Source organism: Microbacterium sp. (assembly GCF_036823965.1).
Classification (GTDB): Bacteria; Actinomycetota; Actinomycetes; order Actinomycetales; family Microbacteriaceae; genus Microbacterium.
Genome location: NZ_DAITBE010000008.1, coordinates 116,854 through 135,118, shown reverse-complemented (window position 1 = coordinate 135,118; position 18,265 = coordinate 116,854). Strand labels below are relative to the sequence as shown.

General features: G+C 69.5%; 20 protein-coding genes. 11 read left to right on the top strand and 9 right to left on the bottom strand.

The features are described 5' to 3' along the window. The first annotated feature begins 180 nt into the window (after positions 1–180). Both V7Z82_RS14290 and V7Z82_RS14285 read left to right on the top strand, forming a co-directional pair. Positions 181–2,085: a GAF domain-containing protein gene (locus V7Z82_RS14290; RefSeq protein WP_334152204.1), complete on the top strand. Its 1,905-nt coding sequence runs from the start codon at positions 181–183 to the stop codon at positions 2,083–2,085. Positions 2,086–2,134: 49 nt separating this feature from the next. Next, positions 2,135–2,539 carry a hypothetical protein gene (locus tag V7Z82_RS14285; protein WP_334152203.1) on the top strand — a complete coding sequence of 135 codons (405 nt, stop codon included), beginning with the start codon at positions 2,135–2,137 and terminating at the stop codon, positions 2,537–2,539. Between the two features lie 8 nt (positions 2,540–2,547). On the opposite strand, the gene V7Z82_RS14280 is transcribed toward V7Z82_RS14285, so the two are convergent. The 6 genes from V7Z82_RS14280 to solA all read right to left on the bottom strand — a co-directional run bounded on the left by V7Z82_RS14280 (position 2,548) and on the right by solA (position 8,962). Beyond that, positions 2,548–3,351: an ATP-binding cassette domain-containing protein gene (locus V7Z82_RS14280; protein WP_334152202.1), complete on the bottom strand. Its 804-nt coding sequence runs from the start codon at positions 3,349–3,351 to the stop codon at positions 2,548–2,550. Then, complete coding sequence (locus V7Z82_RS14275) at positions 3,348–4,217, bottom strand: ABC transporter ATP-binding protein (protein WP_334152201.1); 870 nt, start codon at positions 4,215–4,217, stop codon at positions 3,348–3,350. The genes V7Z82_RS14280 and V7Z82_RS14275 overlap by 4 nt, the downstream gene beginning before the upstream one ends. Continuing rightward, on the bottom strand, positions 4,214–5,788 hold the full coding sequence (locus V7Z82_RS14270) for an ABC transporter substrate-binding protein (RefSeq protein WP_334152200.1): 1,575 nt from the start codon (positions 5,786–5,788) through the stop codon (positions 4,214–4,216). The genes V7Z82_RS14275 and V7Z82_RS14270 overlap by 4 nt, the downstream gene beginning before the upstream one ends. Beyond that, a complete protein-coding gene (locus V7Z82_RS14265) occupies positions 5,785–6,753 on the bottom strand; it encodes an ABC transporter permease (RefSeq protein WP_334152199.1) in 969 nt (322 codons plus the stop codon). The genes V7Z82_RS14270 and V7Z82_RS14265 overlap by 4 nt, the downstream gene beginning before the upstream one ends. Beyond that, entirely contained in the window at positions 6,750–7,700 is a 951-nt protein-coding gene (locus V7Z82_RS14260) for an ABC transporter permease (protein WP_334152198.1), read from the bottom strand. Before V7Z82_RS14260 ends, V7Z82_RS14265 begins: the two co-directional genes overlap by 4 nt. Before the next feature lie 137 nt (positions 7,701–7,837). Beyond that, complete coding sequence (gene solA / locus V7Z82_RS14255) at positions 7,838–8,962, bottom strand: N-methyl-L-tryptophan oxidase (protein ID WP_334152197.1); 1,125 nt, start codon at positions 8,960–8,962, stop codon at positions 7,838–7,840. A gap of 228 nt (positions 8,963–9,190) precedes the next feature. Here solA and V7Z82_RS14250 point away from each other — a divergent pair, with 228 nt between their 5' ends. Next, the gene (locus tag V7Z82_RS14250; protein WP_334152196.1) at positions 9,191–9,397 is read left to right on the top strand and encodes a CsbD family protein; all 207 of its coding nucleotides are present in this window, start codon (positions 9,191–9,193) and stop codon (positions 9,395–9,397) included. An 82-nt stretch (positions 9,398–9,479) separates the two neighbouring features. On the opposite strand, the gene V7Z82_RS14245 is transcribed toward V7Z82_RS14250, so the two are convergent. Next, the gene (locus tag V7Z82_RS14245; RefSeq protein ID WP_334152195.1) at positions 9,480–9,644 is read right to left on the bottom strand and encodes a hypothetical protein; all 165 of its coding nucleotides are present in this window, start codon (positions 9,642–9,644) and stop codon (positions 9,480–9,482) included. Between the two features lie 124 nt (positions 9,645–9,768). Here V7Z82_RS14245 and V7Z82_RS14240 point away from each other — a divergent pair, with 124 nt between their 5' ends. The 8 genes from V7Z82_RS14240 to V7Z82_RS14205 all read left to right on the top strand — a co-directional run bounded on the left by V7Z82_RS14240 (position 9,769) and on the right by V7Z82_RS14205 (position 16,874). Further along, positions 9,769–10,035, top strand: coding sequence for a DUF7218 family protein (locus V7Z82_RS14240; RefSeq protein WP_334152194.1), 267 nt, complete (start codon positions 9,769–9,771; stop codon positions 10,033–10,035). A 10-nt stretch (positions 10,036–10,045) separates the two neighbouring features. Then, positions 10,046–11,128: a carboxylate-amine ligase gene (locus V7Z82_RS14235; protein ID WP_334152193.1), complete on the top strand. Its 1,083-nt coding sequence runs from the start codon at positions 10,046–10,048 to the stop codon at positions 11,126–11,128. 38 nt (positions 11,129–11,166) lie between these two features. Continuing rightward, positions 11,167–12,573, top strand: coding sequence for an MFS transporter (locus tag V7Z82_RS14230; protein WP_334152192.1), 1,407 nt, complete (start codon positions 11,167–11,169; stop codon positions 12,571–12,573). Between the two features lie 52 nt (positions 12,574–12,625). Beyond that, positions 12,626–13,321 carry a DUF899 domain-containing protein gene (locus tag V7Z82_RS14225; RefSeq protein WP_334152191.1) on the top strand — a complete coding sequence of 232 codons (696 nt, stop codon included), beginning with the start codon at positions 12,626–12,628 and terminating at the stop codon, positions 13,319–13,321. After that, entirely contained in the window at positions 13,318–14,169 is an 852-nt protein-coding gene (locus V7Z82_RS14220) for an endo alpha-1,4 polygalactosaminidase (protein ID WP_442927641.1), read from the top strand. The genes V7Z82_RS14225 and V7Z82_RS14220 overlap by 4 nt, the downstream gene beginning before the upstream one ends. Positions 14,170–14,319: 150 nt before the next feature. Then, a complete protein-coding gene (locus tag V7Z82_RS14215; RefSeq protein ID WP_334152189.1) occupies positions 14,320–14,562 on the top strand; it encodes a hypothetical protein in 243 nt (80 codons plus the stop codon). Positions 14,563–15,040: 478 nt separating this feature from the next. Continuing rightward, the gene (locus V7Z82_RS14210; RefSeq protein ID WP_334152188.1) at positions 15,041–16,231 is read left to right on the top strand and encodes an epoxide hydrolase family protein; all 1,191 of its coding nucleotides are present in this window, start codon (positions 15,041–15,043) and stop codon (positions 16,229–16,231) included. A 4-nt stretch (positions 16,232–16,235) separates the two neighbouring features. Beyond that, complete coding sequence (locus V7Z82_RS14205) at positions 16,236–16,874, top strand: Pr6Pr family membrane protein (RefSeq protein WP_334152187.1); 639 nt, start codon at positions 16,236–16,238, stop codon at positions 16,872–16,874. Positions 16,875–16,941: 67 nt separating this feature from the next. Here the strand turns inward: V7Z82_RS14205 and hxlA are convergent, their stop codons facing one another. Continuing rightward, positions 16,942–17,565, bottom strand: coding sequence for a 3-hexulose-6-phosphate synthase (gene hxlA / locus V7Z82_RS14200; RefSeq protein ID WP_334152186.1), 624 nt, complete (start codon positions 17,563–17,565; stop codon positions 16,942–16,944). Between the two features lie 38 nt (positions 17,566–17,603). After that, positions 17,604–18,182, bottom strand: coding sequence for a 6-phospho-3-hexuloisomerase (gene hxlB / locus V7Z82_RS14195; protein WP_334152185.1), 579 nt, complete (start codon positions 18,180–18,182; stop codon positions 17,604–17,606). Positions 18,183–18,265: the final 83 nt, after the last annotated feature.

Below are 18,265 nucleotides of genomic sequence, written 5' to 3'. Positions count from 1 at the left end.
CGGATCCTCGGCGCCGCGGCTCTAGGACGACCCTAGAAGCGGCATCCCGCGCCTGCGATGGGCGGATCACTCAGCGAACTGCGCACGGTGTATGCGATTGACACACCCTCCCGCCGTCCCGCATGCTCGACACTGAAGGCACCCCGCTCTCCCGCGCCCCCGAACGCAGAAGGAGCTCTCATGAGCCGCGAATCCGTCGCGATCGCGACGCTGCTCGATGCCGCCCACGACAGCGATCTGGTCGGCCCGACCGCGGTCAGCGATGCGCTGACGCAGCTGGGCGCCGCCGAGCAGGACGCAGCCGAGATCGCGGAGCGCGTGCACCGGTCGCAGCGCGAGATCTCCCGGCTGCGGCGCCGTGAGCACGAGCTCTCCGCGCTGTTCTCCAGTGCCCGCGAGCTCGCCGAACTTCGCGACAGCGACGCCGTGCTCGCCCGGCTGGTGCAGCGGGCGCACACCATGATGGGCGTCGACCTCGCGTACCTGTCGGAGTTCGACCCGGACACCCGCGAGCTGCGGGTGCGAGAGACGAGCGGCTCGGTGAGCGCGTCGTTCCAGACCCTCCGAGTGCCGCCGGGACGAGGACTCGCGAGCGTCGTGGTCGAGTCGCGGATGCCGCAGTGGGTGTCCGACTACTCGGCGTACGCCACAGAACGGCACGACTCCGGCATCGACGACGCCGTGTCGTCCGAGGGACTGGTGTCGCTGCTCGGTGTGCCGATGGTGACCTCCGACGACGTGATCGGCGTGCTGTTCGTCGCGAACCGCGAGGCACGCGACTTCACCCCCGACCAGGTCGCGCTGCTGACAGCCGTGGCCGACCATGCCTCGATCATCCTGCAGACCACGCACACGCTCCGCGAGCTGCAGGAGTCGGAGGACGAGAGTCGCAGGAACCTCGAGAGCCTCACCGCTCACCTCGTCGAACGGGACCGCGCGAACACCGTGCACCAGGAGCTCGTGCAGGCCGTGCTCGCCGGCGGCGGCTTCGGCCCGGTGGCCGAGACCCTCGCCTCGGCGCTCGGCCGGGCGGTCGCCATCATCGACTCGCAGGAGCAGATCATCGCCGCAGCCGGTCTGCCGCTCGCCCCGGGCATGCTCGCGCTGCAGGAGCCGGTGCGCGCCGCGATCGCCGAGAGCCGCCGCTCCGGCTACTGCGTCACGGTGCCTGGCACCGGCGTCCGTGCCGTGTCGGCGCTGTCAGCAGGCAACCGTCACTTCGGCGCACTGCTGCTCGGCGACGGCGACTTCGAGCTCGGCGCGGTCGATCTCCGCACGGTCGAGCGCGCGGCCCAGGTCGGCGCGCTCCTCGAATTGCAGCAGGAGGCGGCATCCGGTGCCGATCTGCGCATCCGCAGCGAGCTGGTCGCCGACCTCCTCGACGACGTGCCGGAGCGCCGCTCCGACGTCGAGCGGCGTGCCCGTCGGCTGGGTGTCGACCTGCAGGCGCTCGACTCGCTGATCCTGCTGTCGGTGCCGGGCGATCAGCAGACCACGGCGCTGCGCGAGCTGAGCCGTCAACTCGACGACCGCTCGCTCGTGGGCGAATACCGCGGCTTCGTGGTGGCGGCGCACAGTGCGGACCGCGGGGCGGTCGACGTCGATCGGCTCCGCCGACGCGTGGCGGCAGCCGTGCAGCATCCGGTCTCCGCCGTGTATCCGCGGCCCGCGTCCGGTGCACTGCCGGAGGCGTTCCAGACCGCGATGCGCACCGCGCGACTCATCACGGCCCTCGAGCTCACCGACGTCACGGCCCAGGTCGACGACTTCCTGCCGTACTCCGCGATCCTCGACACCGATGTACGAGCGCTCAGCGCATTCCTCCGTGACACGATCGGAGCCGTGCGGCAGTACGACCAGGAGCGCGGCGCCGATCTGCTCGGCACGCTGCGCGCCTTCGTGCGGCACAACAGCAGCCCGACCCGCACCGCCCGCGCGCTGAACTTCCACACGAACACGATCCTGCAGCGCCTCGACCGGCTCGACCACGTGCTCGGTGCCAGCTGGCGCGACGACGAGCGGATGTTCCGCATCGGCATCGCGGTGCGCCTCGACGAGCTGCGCGACCGGCTGCAGATGCGCTGAGGCGCGGAAGATATCGGCTCCCACCCGTGCCGTTCGGCACAATGGGCGGATGTACGAACTCTTCGGGTGGACCGTGTTGGTCGCCGCGATCGCGCTGGGGATCGCCATCGCCATCGGCCGCTGGACTCGACCGAGCCCTGCCCCGGAGTACAGGAGCAGCCTCCTGACCTGGAGCATTCAGCTGCTGGTGTCTCTGGCGGCCGTGTTCTGGGTCGGATTCCTGGGCATCTCGACGCCGCACTGCGACCCGGACTGCGAGTGGGATCTCCTGGGATTCAACTTCCGAGGCTTCATGATCGCGACCGCACTGATCCAGTTCGTGACCCTGGTCCTGATCGTCCTGCTCCGCCGACGCCGGAAGGTCTGGATCGTCCCCGCTGCCGCGATCGCTCTCACGGCCGTGCTGTGCGCGGTGTCATCCGTCATCGCGTACAAGGCGATGCTGTTCTTCTGAGGCTCGCCCTACGTCCGGTACAGCACCGGCATCGACTCCAGCAGCGTCCGGGTGTACGGATGCTGCGGCGCGTTCATGACCTGCTCGCCGGTGCCCTCCTCGACGATCTTGCCCTGGTGCATCACGGCGACGCGGTGCGCGATGTGGTGCACCACCGACAGGTTGTGGGTGATGAAGAGGTAGGTGACGCCGGTGCGCTCCTGCAGGCGGACGAGCAGGTTCAGCACCTGCGCCTGCACCGACACGTCGAGCGCGGAGGTCGGCTCGTCGAGCACGATGAACTCGGGGTCGGCGGCCATGGCACGAGCGATCGCGATGCGCTGCCGCTGACCGCCCGAGAACTCGTGCGGGTAGCGGTTCACGGCATCCGCGGGGATGCCGACCTGCTCGAGCGACTCGTAGACCCGCATGGTGCGGTCCTTCGGCGCCATGCCGGCGGCGACCAGCGGCTCGGCGACCGAGCGACCGATCGCGAACCGCGGGTCGAGCGAGTCGTTCGGGTCCTGGAACACCATCTGCACCCGGCGGCGGTGGCGCCGCAGCGCCGAGCCGCGGAGACCGGTGACGTCGCCGCCGTCGAACTCGATGCTTCCCGAGGTGGGCTTGCGCATCAGCAGGATGGCTCGGGCGAGCGTGCTCTTGCCCGAGCCCGACTCCCCCACGAGACCCAGCGTCTCGCCGCGGCGCACGCGCAGGCTCACGTCGTCGAGCGCGACCATCGCGTTGTCGCCGTGACCGAACCGCTGCGTGACGTTCTTCACCCGCAGCACGTCATCGACAGGCGCCGCGGCATCCGTCTCGAATTCACTCACGATGCCTCCTCCAGCACGGCAGGGACCTGGTCGAAGTCGTTGTCTGCCGGGATGACCGCCAGCGGCGACCGAACCGGCACGGACGGACGAGGGATGCTCTCCAGCAGCGCCCTCGTGTACGGATGCTGCGGGTTCTCGAGCACGCGCTGCGTCGTGCCGGACTCCACGATCCGCCCGCGATACATGACCGCGATGCGCTCGCACAGCTGGCCGATCACACCGAGGTCGTGGCTGATGAACAGCACGCCCATGCCGGTCTCATCGCGCAGCGTGCGGATCAGATCGAGGATCTGCGCCTGCACGGTCACGTCGAGCGCCGTCGTCGGCTCATCCGCGACGAGCAGCGTCGGGTCGGCGGCCACCGCGATCGCGATGACGACACGCTGACGCTGCCCGCCGGAGAGCTGGTGCGGGTAGTAGTTCATGCGGCGCTCGGCATCAGGCATCCGCACGAGCCGCAGGATGTCGAGGGCCTTCGTGCGCGCCGCCTTCTTGTCGGCCACGCCGTGGATCAGCAGCACCTCGGCGATCTGCGCGCCGATCCGCATGCACGGGTTCAGTGCCGACATCGGCTCCTGGAACACCATGGAGGCGCGAACGCCCCGCACGGTGCCCCAGTCGCGCTCGGAGGCATCCTTCATCTCGGATCCAGCGACGGTCATCGTTCGGGCGGTGACCGTCGCGGAATCGGGCAGCAGCCCCATCATCGCCAGGGCGACGCTGGACTTGCCGCTGCCCGACTCGCCGATGACGCCGACGATCTCCCCAGCGCGCACGCGGAGCGACACCTCGGACACCGAGGGTGCTGCACCCCCGTAGGCGATGGACAGGTCTTCGACCCGGAGAGCGTCGACGTCGTGGCTCATTCGGACAACCAGGCCGAGTCGAGCTTGTACCGGGAGTAGAACGCGTCGCTCTCGTAGCCCTTGAGCTTGTTCGCGTCCCAGACCTCGAAGTACACCGGCACCGCGGCGGGGACGATCTCGAGCACCTGTTCGGCGGTCTCCTCGGCGAGCTGGTCGATGAGGTCGTTGTACTCCTCGGGCGTCGCCGCGGCCATGGCCTGCGTCAGCAGCTCACGCGCCTTGTCGGCGTCGGGGTTGCCGTCCCAGTGGTTGTACACGCCGCCCTCGAGCAGCACCGGCTGCAGGTAGAACGCTGCGGATGCACGCGGGCTGCCGGGGATCGCGACGAGATCGGTCCAGGACTCGCCGGTGGTGAAGATCGGTGCGATCTCCGACAGCGGCGTGGCCTCGAGGTTGAGCGTGATGCCCGCCTCGGCCAGCTGCTGCTGCATCATCTCGTAGACCGGGTGGTGCGACTGCGCCACATCACCCATGTAGCTGAGCGTGATCTCCGGGTTCGGCTGACCAGCCTCTTCGAGGAGCTTCTTCGCCTCATCGAGGTCGCGCGTGTAGTACGGCAGGTCCGTGGCGTCGGGTGCGCCAGGGTCACCGGCCGGCGGCACGAACGAGATGCCGGCGTTGCCGAGCATCGCGGTGTCGACCAGCGCCTGACGGTCGAGGGCGAGCGAGAATGCGCGACGCACGTTCACGTCGGCGAGGGGGCCCGCCTCCGGGTTGATGTAGATCGCGAGGTTCTGGCGGAAGGGCGGGTCGCCGAGCGTGAAGCCGGCGGACTCGGCCTGGCCGGCGAGGCTGCCATCGATGAACGACGCCGCCTGCACGCTGCCCTGCTGCACGGCGGCGAGCAGGGTGCTCTCGTCGGGGTACAGCTCGAAGACGATCGAGTCGAGGTTCGGGGCCTCTCCCCAGTAGTTGTCGTTCTTGTCGAGCGTGACGCTGACGCCCTGCGACCACTCGGTCACCTGGAAGGCGCCGGTGCCGAAGGTCTGCGTCTGGCGCTCCTCCTCGGATGCCGCGCCGTAGCCCTCCTCGCTCACGATGAAGAAGGTCTGGCGTGCCGAGACCGCGTCGAGGAAGGTGCCGTCGGGCTGGCTGAAGTGGAAGGTGACCTCGTGGTCGCCGGTCGCCTCGACGCTCTCCATGTTGACGAGGTAGGTGGCGTTCGTGCCGCCGTCCTTGCGCGTCTCGAAGGAGTACACGACATCGGATGCGTCGAAGGGGCTGCCGTCGGCGAAGGTGACGTCGTCACGCAGCTGGAAGACCCAGGTGAGCTCGTCCGGCTGGTCCCACTCGGTGGCGAGCGCCGGGTTCACGGTGCCGTCGTTCTCACGGGTGAGCAGGGTGTCGTAGGCGATGGAGTCGATGACCTCTGCTGCGATCGCGGAGGCGACCATCGGGTCGAGGCCACCGGCGGAGGGCTCGGCCGGCACGCCCCAGGTCAGGGTGCCGCCCGCGACGGGCTCGCCATCGGCGCCAGTGCCGGTGGAGCCTCCGGTGTCGGTGCCGCAACCGGTGAGCGCCAGGGCGCCGACGGCGATGACCGCCGCGCCCATGAGAAATGCCTTCTTCATAGCTGACTCTCTTCTGTGTGTGTGGTGCCTCGGGTGGTGCTGTTCTCTCGGGTGGTGCTGTGCTTCTTCGCACGGTCGGCGCGACGCCGGCCGAGCGAGAAGGCGGGTTCCCGTCGGGGTGCCAGCCAGTCCTGCAGTCCGTCGGCGAGGAGGTTCCACGCGGCGGACAGCAGGATGATGACCAGCGACGGCAGGATGATCAGGAGCGGCTGCAGCTGCATGAAGCGGGTGAACTCGCTGATCATGCGGCCGGCCGATGGCTCAGGTGCTTGCACGCCCTGGCCGAGGTAGCTGAGCGCCGCCTCGATCAGCACGATCTGGGATGCCACGGAGGCGAACTGCACGAACAGCGGCGTGAGCACGTTCGGCAGCAGGTGCTCGACCACGATGCGGCTGCCCCGCACGCCGGAGAGGCGGGCGGCGAGCACGAAGTCGCGGTCGCGCATCGCGATCACCGGCGCTCGCATCACTCGGGCGAAGCCGGGGGCGAAGACGAGGCCGAGCGCCAGGATCAGCGGCCAGGCGCCGTTGCCGATCACCACGCCGACCACCAGGGCGACGAGGATCGCCGGCAGCGCGAGCAGCGCGTCGACGATGCGCATGATGACGGCATCCACCCAGCCGCCGACGTAGCCGGCGATCAGGCCGAGCGTGGTGCCGACGACGGCGCCGAGCAGGGCACCGGCGCCGGAGATGAGCAGGCTGGTGCGGGCGGCGAGCGCGAGCCTGGTGAAGGTGTCACGGCCGAGGTTGTCGGTGCCGAGCAGGTTCGAACCCGAGGGCCCGGCCATTGCGGGACCTGCGGTGGCGAGCGGGTCGTACGGCGGCCACAGCGACATCCAGCCCGCGAGCAGCAGGATGAAGCCGAGGATGCCGGCACCGGCCCAGAACGAGGGACCGAGCGTGGGACGGCGACGGCGCTTGCCGACGGCCGATGCCAGGGCGAGTTCGCGGGTGACAGTCATCGCGTGTGTACCCTCACTCGTGGGTCGATCAGTGGATAGATCAGATCGACGATGAAGTTGATGCCGACGTAGACGGCGCCGATCAGCAGCACGGTCGCCTGGATGATCGGATAGTCGGAGCTGCGGATGCCGGTGAGCAGCAGCTGCCCCATGCCGGGGAGCGAGAAGACCTGCTCGATCACGACGGTGCCGCCGACGAGCGCGGCGAGCTCGATGCCCACGACGGTCGTCACCGGGATGAGCGCGTTGCGCAGCGCGTGTCGACCGACCAGCCGCGATGGCGATGCGCCCTTGGCCCTCGCAGTGCGAACGAAGTCCTGGCCGAGCGTGTCGAGCAGCGTGCCCCTGGTGTAGCGGGCGATGATCGCGGCGAGCACGATGCCGATCAGCAGGGCTGGCAGCACCAGCACGCCGATCGCCTTGGCCGGGTTGCCGGCAGCCCCCGAGTACCCGATGAGCGGGAGCTTCAGCGTGAGCGAGTTGATCAGGATGAGCACCGCGCCGAGCACGAACGGCGGCGTGGCGAGCAGCACGAACGAGGTGCCGCGCACGATGTGATCGCTCGGTCGGCGCCAGCGCGTCGCCGCCAGGATGCCGGCCGGAAGCCCGAGCACGACGCCGAACAGCGTGGCCATCACGGCGAGCGTCAGGCTGAGCGGCAGCCGGTTCGCGATCATGTCGGACACCTGGCCCGGAAGCGTGATCGCTGCACCGAAGTCGCCACGGAGCACGCCGCCGAGCCACACGAAGTACTGGGTGATCGCGGGCTGGTCGAGCCCGAGCTTGGTGCGCAGCTCGGCGAGGGCCTCCGGGTCGGGGTTCGCCGGGTCCGCGAACGCGGCCAGCGGGTCGCCGGGGATGATGCGCACCATCGAGAAGACCAGCACCGACAGGACGAAGAGCACGAAGAGCGACGACAGCACTCGCGTGAAGATATAGCGCGCCATTCAGCAGTCCGTCTTCGTCGACATGCTCGTCACGGTACCCAGGCGGATGCCGCTCGATAACGGTGTCTCGACCCAGCGGATCAGATGCTTCATGGGTGAAACCTCCATATCGAACGGCTCTCGGCACGCCGGGCGGATCAGTGGGTCAGGGCAGCGGCGGTGAACTGGGACACGTCGTCGGAGGTCTCGCCGTCGAGCGCGAGCTCCGACAGGATGCGGCCGAACGCCGGTGTGAACTTGAAGCCATGGCCGGCGGCCAGTGCGACGATCACATCCGGATGCTGCGGCAGCGGCCCGAGCACGAAGCGGCGGTCGGGGGTCAGCGCGTACTGACAGGTGACGGTGCGCAGCTGCTCCCCGGCGCCGGGGAGCAGCTGGTGCACGAAGCCGTCCAGCTGCGCCGTGAGCTCCGGCGCGGGGACGAAGGTGCGCTCCTCCGGCGTCATCCGGTTGTCCGAGACATCGCGGGCCGCCTTGATGGTCGGCTCACCGAAGGTCGGGAAGCCGTAGTAGCACTCGTCGTCCTCCCAGATCCAGACCGGCAGCGTGTCCGCTCCGAGCGGCGCCGGGTCCTCCGGCCGGAAGTACGTGACCTGCTCCTGCATGATGTCGAGCGGGATCGCAGCGCCGAGCGGCTCGAGCAGCGTGTTGGTCCAGGCGTCGGCGGCGACGATGACCTTCGCGGCCCGTACCTCGCCCTTCGCGGTGCGCACGATCACCCCGTCGGCGTCCGGCACGATCGCCTCGACGGCGGTGCGGTCGCGGATGTCGGCGCCGAGCGCCCTGGCGCGCAGCTGCAGGGTGGCCACGGTGCGCGAGGCATGCGCGATCCCGGAGTCCGGTGTGTAGATGGTCTCGACGTTCTCGGGGATCGTGAACTGCGGCCAGCGGGCGTGCACCTCGGCCGGGGTGAGCAGCTCGTGCGGCACCTCGCACTCGGTCAAGGCGGCGGTGAAGTCGGATGCCGAGTACGGGCCGTCGGTGGGGATGAAGATGACGCCGCCGGTGATCGTCAGCAGCCGCTCACCCGACTCCTGCTGCAGGTCTTCCCAGTCGCGGTAAGCCGACTGAGCGAGCCGCACGTACTCCGGCGCACCGTAGGAGGTGCGCACGATGCGGGAGGTGTCGTGGGACGCGCCGCGGACATGGCCGAGCTCGTACTGCTCGAAGGCGACGACGCGGGCGCCCCGCCGGGCGAGGTGATAGGCGGCTGCGCTTCCCAGCGCACCCATTCCGACCACTGCCACCTCAAAGCTCTCCATGACCCACCGTTCTCTCGTCGTGTGCGATAGCTCAGTGTGGACATCGCGCGGCGGGCACAGCCATAGGTCGATCACCCATGCGACGGGAAGATGAATGTGCGGTGAACACGCTGTCGCTCGACTCGCACGGCCTGTCATGCCGGCTCACGGTTGTCAATCCCGTGGCCCGATTCATCGCGCGGTGGAACAGTGGCACTCCCATCGATCCTTCGAAGAGAGGAAGTCGCCATGAGCGCTGCAGATGACATCAAGAACGCCGCCGAGAAGGCCGCAGGCAAGGCCAAGGAGGGCTTCGGGAAGCTCACCGACAACGAGAAGCTCGAGGCCGAGGGCCGAGCCGATCAGGTGAAGGCCTCCGCGAAGCAGGCCGGCGAGAACGTCAAGGATGCCGCCGAGAAGACCGGCGAGAACGTCCGAGACGCATTCAAGGAGTGAGACCCACGCATGGCGCGGGCCTCACTCCTTGAATGCTGTTCTGGGGGTGAGGCCCGCACTGTGCGGACCTCACGGTCTGAGGTCAGACCTTGCGGCTCCCGCTGATCGATCGGATCAACCAGGCGATCACGGCAATCGCGAGCAGGACGAGTCCCACCCAGAGCAGGAACTGCAGCGACTGCACGAGTCCGCCGGTGATCGCAAGGATCACGGCTACGACGATGACGATGATGAGGAGGATGTTCATCGGTCTTCCCTTCTGACCGGGGCTGGGCACCCCGATTGCAGCTCCCCACACTATTGCGCGGGGTCGCATCGTCAGAGGGGGTTGACGGGGACACCTCCGCAATGCCATGGACAGGAGCAAGATCATGCCAGGACGCCGCAACAACTCGTTGAAGGACCCGGAGCTGTACGAGGAGCTCCGCGACGACGGTGCCTCCAAGGAGAAGGCCGCCCGCATCTCGAACGCCGCGGCCAAGGAGGGCCGCAGCGCTGTCGGACGCCGCGGCGGCGAGCACGGCTACTACGAGGACTGGACCGTCCCCGAGCTCCGGAAGCGCGCGAAGGAACTGGGGCTGACCGGCTACAGCTCGCTCCGCAAGACGGAGCTCATCTCCCAACTGCGGAATCACTAGGCGGCGCCCGATGGCGCGCTTCGGTATCGAGGAGGAGTTCGTCTTCCTCGACGACGCCACCCTGGTGCCCATCGGGATCAGCGACGCGGACCGCCAGGCGCTCGCCGACCGGGCGATGCAGGGGCGGGTGCTCGCCGAGTACCTGACCTGCCAGGTGGAGTGCGTGACCGATCCGGTCGAGACGCTCGCCGAGGCCGGAGCGCAGGTGCGTCATCTTCGCGGCCTGGTGGGCGAGCACGCCGCCGACCGCGGTGCCGTCGCCGCGGCATCCGGCACCGCCTTCGCGACCACCGGATCGCTCACCGTCGTGTCGGCACCGCACTACGACGATGTCGCGGCGCACCTCGCCCACATCACTCGAGGCCACGAGGTGAACGGCCTGCACGTGCACGTCGAGATCGACGACGACGAGGAGCGCGTCCAGGCCCTCAACCGGGTGCGCGGCTGGCTCCCCGTCCTGCTCGCACTCACCGGCGACAGCCCCTTCGCCGACGGCGTCGACACGCGCTTCGCCAGCTGGCGCAGCGTCGTGATGCGCCGCCTCCCCTCGTCGTGGAGCCCGCCGCGGTTCCACGACCTCGAGGACTACCGCTCGCAGGTCGACCGCCTGATCGAGCTGCACGCCATCGCCGACGCGGCATCCCTCTCGTGGGCCGCCAGGGTCTCCGAGCGCTTCCCGACCGTCGAGATCCGCGTGTTCGACGCACAGCTGCATCCGGACGACACCCTGTTCGCGGCGGCGCTCACCCGCGCGATCGCCGTGACCGGCGACCTCCGCGCCTCGCACGCCCGCATCGACCAGCTCGACGCGTCGCTGTGGACCGCCGCCAGGCACGGCATGGACGCCCGGCTCGTCGACCCGGCGAGCGCAGAGGTCTCGGATGCCCGGACGCTCGCACGTGCACTGATCGACGCCGTGCGCCCCGCGCTCGAGGCGCACAACGACCTCGCCTTCGTGGAGGATCGGCTCGCCCGGGTCAGCAGCGAAGGCACCGGCGCCGATCGGCAGCGGGCGGCATTCGAGTCGGACGGGGTGTCCGGCCTTCGCCGGCTGTACCGCGATGGCGCGCTCTCGCCGCACGACGAGCACTGACCGCCCTCGACGTCGTCTCCCGGGAGTATCGTCAGGCTGTGGCCTCCTTCGCCCCGCTCCAGCGGCTCGTGATCTCGATCGCCGTGCTGGCGTCGTTCGTGACGTTCCTCGACGGCACCGTCGTGACCGTCGCGCTGCCTGCGATCAGCCGAGAACTCGGCGGTGGCATCACGACGCAGCAGTGGGTCGTCGACGCGTATCTGATCACGCTGAGTGCGCTGATCCTGCTCGCCGGCTCCGTCGCCGATGCCTACGGCCGCGTGGTCGTGATGCGGGTCGGGCTCATCGCGTTCGGCATCGCCTCGATCGCTGTCGCCGCCTCGATCGATCCGATCATGCTGATCGTCTCCCGGGCGGCGCAGGGCGCTGCCGGTGCGCTGCTCGTGCCGAGCTCGCTCGCGCTGATCACCGCGACCATGCGCTCCGACGTGCAGTCGAGGGCGATCGGCGTGTGGACCGCGTTCACCACGGGCGCCCAGCTCGTCGGCCCGCTGCTCGGCGGACTGTTCGTGGACTACCTGTCGTGGCGCTTCGTGTTCCTCATCAACGTCATCCCGATCGGCATCACCCTGCTGCTGCTCGCCCGCCTGCACCTGCCGGAGCACCCGCGCGGTGTGAAGGTCGACTGGTGGAGCGGGGCGCTGTGCGCGATCGGGCTCGGCGCCGTCGTGTTCGCGCTCATCGAGCAGCCGAACCTCGGCTGGGGATCGCCGGCGATCTGGCTGCCGGGCATCCTCGGCACCCTGCTCTTCGCGTGGTTCCTGATCCGCCAGCAGCGCTCGGCCGCTCCCCTCATGCCGCTCTGGCTGTTCCGGGTGCGGGACTTCGGCTGGGGCAACCTGGCGACCCTGTTCGTCTACGCGGCGCTCTCGCTGAACGGCTTCGTGATCGGTGTCTACCTGCAGCAGGGAGCGGGCCTCTCGGCGACCGCGGCCGGTCTCGCGAGCCTGCCGCTGACCATCCTGATGATCCTGCTCAGCTCCCGCGCAGGTCTCTGGGCCGGCCGCTTCGGCCCGCGGATCTTCATGACGGTCGGCCCGCTGCTGATGGCTGCCGGTACGCTGCTCCTGCTGACCGTCTCGACGGACTTCTCGTACTGGTGGCAGGTGCTGCCCGCCATGATCGTGATGGGCCTCGGCCTCTCGCTCACGGTGGCCCCGCTGACGTCGGCGATCCTCGGCGCGATCGACGAGTCGCACTCCGGGATCGCCTCGGCCGTGAACAACGCGATCTCCCGCGTCGCCGGCCTGCTGGTGGTCGCGATGCTCTCGACGATCGTCGGCGGCGCCCTCGACCTCGACGGCTTCCACAACGCCGCGTGGGTGACCGCGACACTGCTCGTCCTGGGCGGCGTGGTGTCGTGGATCGGCATCCGCCGCAACCCGGTCGAGGCATCGGACGCCGCCGCCGAGGCTCCTGGCGGACCGGTGCCGTCACCCCGTTGACGGCGTCCCGACCCGCGCGCACACTGGTGGGACCATCGCATCGGAGGTCCTCATGAGCGCAGCGCAGCATCCCCTTCCGCCAGTGGTCGATGCCGACACGTGGCAGCGCGAACTCGACGCGCTGCGGGTGCGCGAGAAGGCGGCGACCAGAGAGCTCGACGCGATCGCGGCGCAGCGGCGACGGCTGCCGATGGTGCGGATGCCGGAGTACGCACTCGTGGGCGCGGAAGGTCCGGTCCGCCTCGTCGATGTCTTCGACGGGCACCCGCAGCTGATCGTCTACAACCACATGTGGTCGGACGGCGATGAATGGCAGTGCCCCGGCTGCACCGGCTTCACGTCGCAGTTCACGCGGCTCGACGTGATCGAGCGCGTCTACGACGCTCGGTTCGTGATCGTCACGAACGGCGCGATCGATGAGGCACTCGCCTACCGCGAACGGGTCGGCAACCGCATGGACTGGTACTCCAGCGCCGGCAGCTCCTTCGGCTCGGACGTCGACGCCCCTCCCGGCGGCGGCTTCGGCGTGAACGTGTTCCTGCGCGACGGCGACGACGTGTACCGCACCTGGCACACGAACGGCCGCGGCACCGAGCGCCTGAGTCATCTGCAGGGCCTCGTCGATCTGCTCCCCTATGGGCGCCAGGAGGAGTGGGAGGATTCGCCGGCGGGCTGGCCGCAGCATCCGACCTATGCTCGAGGGATGGGCTCGAAGGAGATCGGCGCACTGTACGGGGCGAAGCGCTGAATCGCGCGATCGGAGCCGTCGCGCTGCTCGCCGCCGCGGTGGTCGCCCTCACCGGCTGCGCCGAGACGACGGGGCACGCGGGCCACGCGGGGAACGGGACGGATGCCGCGGCAGCCGCAGACCCCACGGGGTTCCCCGCCGGTGCCGTGCCCGACTATCAGCTCGGCGGCGCCTACGACCCGGCGGCCGGGGTGGGCATCGTCGGGCGGGATCGCGCAGCAGAGCCGGCGCCGGGGGTCTACTCGATCTGCTACGTGAACGGCTTCCAGACGCAGCCGGGCGAGCTCGACACCTGGGACGACGATCTGCTGCTGCACCGCGACGGCGAACCCGTGTTCGATCCGGACTGGCCGGACGAGGTGCTGGTCGACACCTCGACCGCTGAACGCCGCGAGCGCATCGCGCAGCAGGTGATCCCGTGGATCGAGGGGTGCGCGGATGCCGGGTTCGACGCCGTCGAGTTCGACAACCTCGACTCCTACACGCGCTCTGACGGCGCACTCACGCTCGACGACAACCTCTGGCTCGCGACGATGCTGGTCGACGCAGCCCACGCCGTCGGACTCGCGGCCGGGCAGAAGAACGCCGCCGAGGATGCGCGGGTGCTGCACGAGCAGGCAGGCTTCGACTTCGCGGTCACCGAGGAGTGCGCCGCCTACCGGGAATGTGCGGCGTACACCGATGTCTACGGCGACAGCGTGATCGACATCGAGTACAGCGACGAGCTGCCGCGCGAGTTCGCGGAGATGTGCGCCGACCCCGACTCCCCCGCGTCGATGGTGCTGCGCGACCGCGACCTCGTCACGCCGGACGACGAGGCGTACGTGTTCGAGACCTGCGCGGCCTGACTGACGCGTCGGGCACGGGAAGGAACCACGCCGGTCGCGCCCTGTCAACGGGTGGGCGGCGGACGCCGGAATGCGCGAGGCTGGGCAGCTCCGGCATCCGACTCCGGATCCGGCATCCGACGTTCGATCTCCGATCTGAGAGGACTCCCCATGTCTGAACCCCGCTCGTACCCCGAGGACCAGGGTCCCTTCGACGCCGAGGCCGAGACCTCGGCCGGCGAGAAGACCTTCACCGCCGACGACCCGGCAGCGCCGGACGCCGTGCAGTACGACGCCGACCAGCAGGATGCCGACGACGCCGACGAGCTCGAGCAGGGCGACGACGTCGAACTCGACCCGCTGAAGCAGGGCGACGAGTCGAACGTCGATCCCGACCTGGGCATCTCGCAGTAGTCCGGCTCACGCTCACGCGCCGTGCGCGTGCGAGATGCAGGGAGAGGTCTCGGATGCAGGGCCGATCCGTCGAATCCTCCCTGCATCTCGCACATCTCCCTGCAGAACGCACGCAGACGACGCGTCGAGGACAGCCGGAACCACCGGCACGAACCGCCGGCAGGAACCGCCGGCGGCCCGCTCCGCTCAGAGGTGAGCGGCCGCAGACCACCGGCGTGCGGGGGAAGGCCGAAGCCGCACCCTCGAGGGCTTCCGCACCCCGCGCCACCGAACATAGGTCACGCACAGCATCGTCACGAGGGGCTTGCCCCGGGAGTTGCGGATGCGGTATTCCGAGCTGCCTGACGGTGGACGCCCGATCGGTGCAGCCCGCCACGGCGGCGAGCGCGGAGCACCGGATCTGCATCCACGGCGCCCACGTCGGAGCCCTGCGATAGCGTCGCCGTGTCGTCCCGCCCGCTCTGGAGGAGGTCTCCCCGTGTCCCGCATCCCACGCCTCGAGGTCAGCGACGGCAAGCTCGATGATCTGCGACGACGCCTTCTGGAGACGCGCTGGCCCGAACCGTGGCCGACGACGAGCTGGGAGGCCGGCACCGATCAGGATGAGCTCCGGCGACTCGTCGGCATCTGGGCCGACGAGTTCGACTGGCGTGCGCAGGAACGGCGGATCGAGGAGCTGCCCTGGGCGTCGGCTGACATCGACGGCACGACCGTCGCCTACCTGCGCTTCGACGCCGAGCGCGGTGGCACCGGCATCCCGATCCTGCTCACGAACGGCTGGCCGAGCACAGCGCTCGAGCTCGTCGAGGTCGCGCAGCGACTGGCGGTGCCGTCCCGCTTCGGCGGCGACGCCTCGCACGCTGCGACCGTGATCGTGCCGGCGCTGCCAGGGCTGCCGTTCTCGCCGCAGCGTCCGCACCTCGGTGTGCAGACCCACGTCCTCTGGCACCTGCTGATGACCGAGCACCTCGGCGTCGACCGGTATCTCGCGCACGGCGGCGACCTCGGCGCCGGCATCACGTCGCGTCTCGCCCAGGCATACCCCGACGAGGTCGCGGGCATCCATCTGCTGGCCGTCGCTCCGCCGGCGCAGGTCGACGAGACGTCGATCACACCGGAGGAACGCGCGCATCTCGCTCGGGTGCAGACCTGGCTGACCGTCGAGGGCGGGTATCAGCACCAGCAGCAGACCCGACCGCTCACCCTCGCACCCGCCCTGTCCGACTCCCCCACCGGCCTGCTCTCGTGGATCCTCGAGAAGCACCGCGCCTGGAGCGACTGCGACGGCGACGTCTCATCGCGCTTCAGCGACGAGTACCTGCTGACCCTGGCATCGCTCTACTGGTTCACGAACTCGATCGGCACCTCGTTCCGTGCGTACTACGAGCACGCCGCCGGGCTGACCGACCGCATCGACCAGGTACGGGTGCCGACTGCGATCGCCCTGTTCCCGCATGACCTCGCCTCGCCGCCGCGGGCCTGGATCGAACGGACCTATCACCTCACGCGCTACACGCTGATGCCGCGCGGCGGGCATTTCGCGCCGCACGAGGAGCCGGCAATGCTCGCCGCCGACATCGCGGCGTTCGCGCGAGCTGCAGTCGCCGCACCGCACGGAGTGACGCGAGCGCGGTGCCGCCGGTGCGACCGGCCCGCGACGCTACATTGAGGGCATGACTTCCCGCGTCGCCGCCATCGTCTTCCGGCTCGCCTTCGCCGCGCTCTCGCTGACAGCGGTGTTCGTGCAGTTCTTCGCCGTGACGGTGGCCCGAGGCTTCAGCATCCCGAACTTCTTCTGCTACTTCACGAACCTGTCGAACATCCTGATCTCGATCGTGTTCATCGTGAGTGCGCTGCGTCTGCTGCGGGGTCGCACCGACCCGTCCGACTCGATGGTCGCGATCCGCGGTGGCGCGGTCGTCTACATCGTCTTCGTCGGCATCGTCTTCAGCGCGATCCTGGGCGACGGCGACATCGGCCCGGTGATCCCGTGGGTCAACGTCGTCGTGCACATGATCGTGCCGGCAGCAGGATTCCTGGACTGGCTCATCTGGGCTCCTCGCCGTCGACTGCCGTTCCGTGTCGTGTTGTGGTGGATGATCTGGCCGGCCGTGTTCTCGATCTTCTCCGTCGCTCGCGGAGCCGTCGACGGCTTCTACCCGTACCCGTTCTACAACCCCGATGTCAGCGGCGGGTACGGCGGAGTCGCCCTGTGGTGCGCGGCCCTCGTCGTGGTCTTCTTCCTGCTCGCGGTGCTGATCCGATGGGTGGGAAACCTCCGCCAGCGTTCCCTGACGCAGCAGGACGCCTGACCGCGAGTCGCCGCTGAACGACGGAGGCCCGCCGGGCATCCGGCGGGCCTCAGTCGTCTGCTGCGGATCAGACCAGCGCGGCCCGGAGCCCTGCTGCCGCAGCCGCGACGTCCGAGGCACCGTAGATGGCGCCGCCGGCGACGGCGATCTGCGCGCCGGAGGCCTGCACGGCCGCGATCGACGACGCGTTCACGCCGCCGGCGACCGAGAACGGCACACCAGCGGCACGGCCGGCCTCGAGCAGCCCGTCGAGCGAGTAGCCCTCCTTGGCCTGCTCGTCGAGGCCGGCGTGCATCTCGACGAACTCGGCGCCGAGCGCGACGACCTCCTTCGCGCGGCCAGCCTTGTCGGCGACGCCGATCAGGTCGACGACGATGCCCTTGCCGTGCTTGGTGGCGGCCTTGACAGCACCCGTGATGGTGCTGTCGTCGGCCGAGCCGAGCACCGTGACGAGGTCGGCGCCGGCCGCGAACGCGATCTCGGCCTCGAGCTCGCCGGCATCCATCGTCTTCAGGTCGGCGAAGACGATCTTGTCGGGGTGCGCCTGCTTCATGGCGGTGACGACCGAGAGGCCCTCGCTCTTGATGAGCGGGGTGCCGAGCTCGAGGATGTCGACGTGCTCGGCGGCGGATGCAGCGAGGTCGAGGGCGGCTTCGGTGGTGAGCGTGTCGATGGCGAACTGGATCTTCATGTTCCTGCTTTCGTGAGGTGTCGGCCGGGAGGCCTGGATCATTCGAGGTTCGAGTGGCGCGGCCAGAGCTCGTCGGCCGAGGCGCCGCTGCGCTGCCAGAGCGCGTGGAAGAGCGCATCGCCGAGCAGCACGACGGTCTGTTCGAAGAGGCTGCCGGCGTACTGCGCCGAGGTCGTGCCTGAACGATCGAGCTTGCCGGCGGCCGGGACCGCGACGACGACCTGCGAGAGCTCGGCGACCGGCGACTCGGGGGCCGTCGTGATCGCGGCGACGATCGCACCGACCTCGCTCGCGGTCGTGGCTGCGCGGACGATCCCGGTGGTCGTGCCGGAGCCGGTCGCGGTGAGCAGCAGGTCGCCCGGCTCGATCGCGGGCGTCGTGGTGTCGCCGACGACGAAGACCGTGAGCCCGAGGTGCATGAGCCGCATGGCGGTCATCCGCAGTGCAAGACCGGAGCGTCCGGCGCCGAGGAGGAACACGCGATCGGCGTCGAGGACCGCGTCGGCGAGCGCGTCGATCGCGCCCGACTCGGTGTCGGCCAGCGCCTGGAGCGCGGCATCCGTCTCCCCTCTGACGAGGCGGATCGCGTCGGCGGAGGTGAGAGTGGCAGTGCTCATCCTTCGATCATCGAACGCCGCGCCTCGCGCCGGGGTCCGCCGAATGTCTGGAAGAACTAGCCGTTCGGCTAGGACTGTCCGAT